This window comes from Streptomyces flavofungini (assembly GCF_041028215.1).
In the GTDB taxonomy this organism is placed as follows: domain Bacteria; phylum Actinomycetota; class Actinomycetes; order Streptomycetales; family Streptomycetaceae; genus Streptomyces; species Streptomyces flavofungini_B.
The window spans coordinates 1-4057 of the sequence record NZ_JASKYR010000721.1 but is presented as its reverse complement, the minus strand read 5'-3'; the positions used below and the strand labels follow the sequence as shown (position 1 = coordinate 4057).

Below are 4057 nucleotides of genomic sequence, written 5' to 3'. Positions count from 1 at the left end.
GAGCAGCCGGGTGCCCTCCGGCGGCGGTACCGCGCCCGGACCCCGTCGCGCGACGAAGACCTCGCCGAACSCGTCGCGTTCGGCGACCGGCCGCCACACCTCGCCGTAGCCGCTGTCGTGCAGCACCTGCTGCCAGCGGGGTGCGGAGAGGAGCGGGGCGCCGGGCAGCCGTACGTCCTCGTCGTCGTAGAGCCACCAGCCGTCGAGCAGGCCGAAGGTGAGGGTGAGGACGGCGGACTTGCGGGTGACCTCGTTGATGACGAGCACCCCGCCGGGGCGCAGCGCCGCCGCGAGGTTGCGCAGGACGAGGCGGATGTCGCGGGTGGCGTGCAGGACGTTGGTCGCCACGATGACGTCGCAGTCACCGCCGGTGAGCCGTTCACCGGCCCCCTCCTGGCTCACGTCCCAGCGGCCGTAGCGCAGATAGGCCCTGCCGGGCCCGAAGCGGCGCTCGGCCTGGTCGAGGAAGGCCGGGGAGAGGTCGGTGAACCAGTACTCGACGCGGTCGGCGAAGGTGTCGACGCGGGGCAGGACGACGGCGGTGGTGCCCCCGGTGCCCGCGCCCACCTCGGCGACGCGGACCGTGGCCGCCGGGTCCTCTGCGACACGTGCGCCGATCGCCGCGGCGGTCACCTCGGCCACCACGTCGTTGAGGCGGTCGGCGACGGCGTTGCCCTGGTAGACCGCGGTCAGCTTGGCCATGGAGCCGCCGGGGAAGAGCACGTCGGTCGCGGGCACCGCGCCGGAGAGGATCTCGGGGAGCCGCTCCACGCACTCCTGGACGAGGGAGAGCTGCGCGTCCCAGTAGGGGTCGCCCGCGAAGCGCTCGCGCACGGCCGCCCAGGCGGAGTCGTCCGCGGCGGGCCGCTCGCCCGTGAGCTCAAGGACGTCGCCGTCCCGCCGCGTCAGACCGGCGGCGGTGAGCAGCCGGGCGGCCTCGTCGAGCCAGCGCCGGTACTTGCCGACGACGCCGAGGCGCCCGGCGATCCCGTCCACCGACTCGGCACGGCCCCGCGCGAAGACACCGGACGGACACAGGCGCAGCAGTACCTGGCGGGCGATCAGGCGGTCGAGTTCCTGGGCGGAGAGGGCGGCGGGTGCGGGCGCGGGCGGGATCACGGCGCTCCGTCGCACGCGGCTCAGCCCGTCGTCCACCCGGGCGTCGCGCGTGCCGTCCCCTGCCCCGGGCCCGTCGGCCGCCGCGAACGCGTCGGGGAAGCGGGCCGCGAGGTGGGCGGCCAGGTCGCGGACGGTCGTGTACTCGAAGAGCAGCGTGGGTTCGAGCTCCTGCCCCACCTTCTCCCGTACGGCCTCGACCAGGCCGAGGACCTGGACGGACTCCAGACCGAGTGCGTAGTACCCGGCCGTCACGGAGACCGATCGCGGGTCGGTGCCGAGCCGTTCGGCGAGCAGCCCGCGCAGGAACTCCTCGGCCGCCCGCCCGTTCACGGACGCGACGTCCGGAGCGGGGTCGGCGGCCCCGGTCACGGCGGTCCCCGTCACGGCGGCCTGCGAAGCCACCGCCTTGCTGGACAGCTCGGACAGTTCGGCCACCTGGCGTCCGTCCGCGTCGAAGAAGTCCACGGAGAACCGGACGACCTCGCCCCGGCGGCTCACCGAGTCCCGCCGCACCCGGGCCGTACGGGCCCCGGTCAGCGGCCCCGCCGTACGGAAGGAGCCGATGTGCAGCGGCAGGAACGCCTGCCCCCGGGCGTCGAGCAGCGACCCGGCCGCGACGGCGCCGCCGAGCAGCAGCGCGGGATGGACCAGGAAGTCTCCCCCGGGCGGCGTCAGCTCGACCGTCAGCCGCTCCTGGTCCGTCCGTACGAGGCCTTCGGCGCGCGCCGCTCCGCCGTAGTGCTGGCCGTTGCCGCCGTCGCGGGCGTAGGTCTCGGCGAGCGGGACCGGCGTGCCGAGCGGGTGGCCGTCCAGCCGTTCGCCGAAGACGGGGGCCCCGGTGAGGAGCACCTCGGCCGTGGCGTAGGGCTCGCCGTCGGTCACGGTGACCCGCCAGCGGTCGGCCCCGTCCGGGACACAGCGGATCTCGGCGGTCACCGGTCCTTCGGTTACGTCGAGCGGACGCAGCGCGGTGAGGTCGCGCACCGTCACCCGCTCGACGGCGTGCCCGTGGTCGCCGAAGAGCCTGGCGATGAGGTCGGGGTAGGCGAGGGCGGGCAGCAGGGAGCGGCCCTGGACACGGTGGCCCGCGATGACCGGCGTGGAAGTGGAGAGCTCCACCGCACCGTGGAACGCCGCGGCCCGCGCCCGCTCGCCGCGCACCGCGTCCGCGGCGGGCAGCCAGCAGCGCTCCCGGGCGAAGGGGTAGCCGGGCAGGGAGACGCGGGGCCCGTCGAAGGGGCGGCCGACGTCGGCGCCGCGCACCCAGGCCTCGGCGATCCCGGCCGCGGTGCGGCCGGTGGCCGGTGCGGCCGAGCGGCTCGCGGTGCCGGTCAGGACGCGCGCGGCACCCGTCCCCGCCAGATGGCTCTCCAGGGCGTCCGCGAGACCGGCCACGTCGTCGAAGACGACGGCGAGGCGGTGCGCCATCGGTTCCCGGGTCCAGAGCGTGGCGGCGATCGCGGCGGGGTCGGCGGCACGGCCCTCGCCGCGCAGGAACTCCGCCGTGCGCGCGGTGTGTTCGGCGAGCCGCTCGGCGTCCCGCGCGGAGAGCACGCACACGTACGGCGGCTCCTGCGCGGGCGGCTGCTTCGGGGGCACGGACTCCTCCAGGATCACGTGGGCGTTGCTGCCGCCCGCGCCGAACGCGCTGATCGCGGCGGTACGGGGCAGGGCGCGGCCCGAGGCGTCGCGGCGCGGCGTCCAGGGGGCGCGCTCGCGTTGCAGGCGGAAGGGGGTGGCGTCCAGGTCGAGGTGCGGGTTGAGGCGCTCGGCGTGCAGTGAGGGCACCAGCTCCTGGTGACGGAACTGGAGCAGCACCTTGGTGAGGGCGGCCATGCCCGCGGCGGACTCGGCGTGCCCGATCGTGGACTTCACCGAGCCGATGGGGATGCGGACGCCGTCCAGGTCGTGCCCCTGGAAGGCGCGCGCCAGGCCGGTGATCTCCACGGGGTCGCCGAGCGAGGTGCCCGTGCCGTGCGCCTCCAGGTAGTCGAGGTCGGCCGGGGTGAGACCGGCCCGGTCCAGGGCCTCGCCGATGAGCACGCCCTGGGCCTTGGGGTTGGGCACGCTGAAGCCCTTGCCCGCGCCGCCGTGGTTGACGGCCGTCGACCTGACCACCGCGAGGACGCGGTCGCCGTCGGCCTCGGCCGCCGCGCGGCGCTTGAGCAGCACGGCGCCCGACCCCTCGGCGGGCACATAGCCGTCGCCGCCCTCGCCGAAGCTGCGGCACCGCCCGTCGGTGGAGAGGAAACCGCCCTTGGCGAGCTGGAGGTACTTCAGCGGATGGCTGGAGACGTTGACGCCACCGGCCACCGCGACGTCGCAGTCGCCGTCCCTGATCGCCCGGCAGGCGAGGTGCAGGGCGGTGAGCGAGGACGAGCACATGGTGTCCAGGGCGATGCTCGGACCGTCGAAGTCGAAGAAGTACGAGACGCGGTTGGCCACCGAGGCGTACGAGGACGAGGTGGCCGCGCCTTCGCCGCGCAGCGCCTCGTCGACGCCGTAGAGCTGGTAGTGGCCGTACATCAGGCCGACGAAGACGCCGGTGCGGACCGTGGACAGGGCCGCGCGCGAGGTGCCCGCGTCCTCCAGGAGGTGCCAGACGGTCTGGAGGAAGATCCGCTCCTGCGGGTCGATGTGTTCCGCCTCCACCTGGGACATGCGGAAGAACATCGGGTCGAAGGAGGCGACGTCGGAGAGCCAGCCGCCCCACTTCGCGTACGCCTTGCCGGGTGTGCCGGGCTCCGGGTCGTAGAACCGGCCGTGGTCCCAGCGGTCCTCGGGGACCTCGCGCACGCAGTCCTCGCCGTCCCGCAGATTGCGCCAGAACCGCTCCAGGTCGTCTGCCTCGGGGTAGCGGCCCGCCACGCCGACGATCACGATGTCGACGCCGTCGCCACCACCGTCACCGCCGCCGCGTTCGGAGAGCGGCGCGGGC

At 75.1% G+C, this 4057-nt stretch carries 1 protein-coding gene; it reads right to left on the bottom strand.

Going from position 1 to position 4057, the window contains the following annotated elements:
* Positions 1–4057, bottom strand: a 4057-nt coding sequence (locus AB8Z36_RS33155; protein ID WP_369217094.1) for a beta-ketoacyl synthase N-terminal-like domain-containing protein, incomplete at both ends; no start/stop codon positions are given.